Raw genomic sequence first — 1,089 nt, 5'->3', positions numbered from 1 at the left:
AATGGCAAAGAGCAAGTTTGAGCGCAATAAGCCTCACGTCAACATTGGCACGATCGGTCACGTCGACCACGGCAAGACGTCGCTGACTGCGGCGATCACGAAGTACTTCGGCGAATTCAAGGCCTACGACCAGATCGACGCTGCTCCTGAAGAGAAGGCCCGCGGCATCACCATTTCGACGGCACACGTCGAATACGAGACGCCAAACCGCCACTACGCACACGTCGACTGCCCCGGCCACGCCGACTACGTCAAGAACATGATCACCGGTGCAGCGCAGATGGACGGCGCGATCCTGGTTTGCTCGGCTGCCGACGGCCCGATGCCACAGACCCGCGAGCACATCCTGCTTGCTCGTCAGGTTGGCGTTCCGGCAATCGTCGTGTTCCTCAACAAGGTTGACCAGGTCGACGACGAAGAGCTTCTCGAGCTCGTCGAACTGGAAGTCCGCGAACTTCTGTCGTCCTACGACTTCCCGGGCGACGACATTCCGATCGTCAAGGGTTCGGCTCTGGCCGCTCTTGAAGATTCGAACAAGAAGATCGGCGAAGACGCCGTTCGCGAACTGATGGCAGCTGTTGACGCCTACATCCCGACGCCTGAGCGTCCGATCGACCAGCCGTTCCTGCTGCCGATCGAAGACGTGTTCTCGATCTCGGGCCGTGGTACGGTCGTGACCGGTCGCGTCGAGCGTGGCATCGTCAAGGTTGGTGAAGAAGTCGAAATCGTCGGCATCCGCGCCACGACCAAGACGACTGTTACCGGCGTTGAAATGTTCCGCAAGCTGCTCGACCAGGGCCAGGCCGGCGACAACATCGGCGCTCTGATCCGTGGCGTACAGCGTGACGGCGTCGAGCGTGGCCAGATCCTGTGCAAGCCAGGTTCGGTCAAGCCGCACAAGAAGTTCATGGCAGAAGCCTACATCCTGACGAAGGAAGAAGGCGGCCGTCATACGCCGTTCTTCACGAACTACCGTCCTCAGTTCTACTTCCGTACAACGGACGTGACCGGTATCGTTTCGCTTCCTGAAGGCACGGAAATGGTTATGCCAGGCGACAACGTCACCGTTGAAGTCGAGCTGATCGTTCC

1 protein-coding gene is annotated in these 1,089 nt (G+C 59.4%); it reads left to right on the top strand.

All coding sequences use genetic code 11. The features are described 5' to 3' along the window. Position 1 precedes the first annotated feature (1 nt). A partial coding sequence (tuf, locus tag G6K99_RS23185; RefSeq protein WP_174198116.1) for an elongation factor Tu occupies positions 2 to 1,089 on the top strand: 1,088 nt, incomplete at its 3' end.

It is taken from the genome of Neorhizobium sp. AL 9.2.2 (assembly GCF_013317225.1).
Lineage (GTDB): Bacteria > Pseudomonadota > Alphaproteobacteria > Rhizobiales > Rhizobiaceae > Neorhizobium > Neorhizobium soli.
This window is presented reverse-complemented; position numbering and strand designations above follow the sequence as displayed.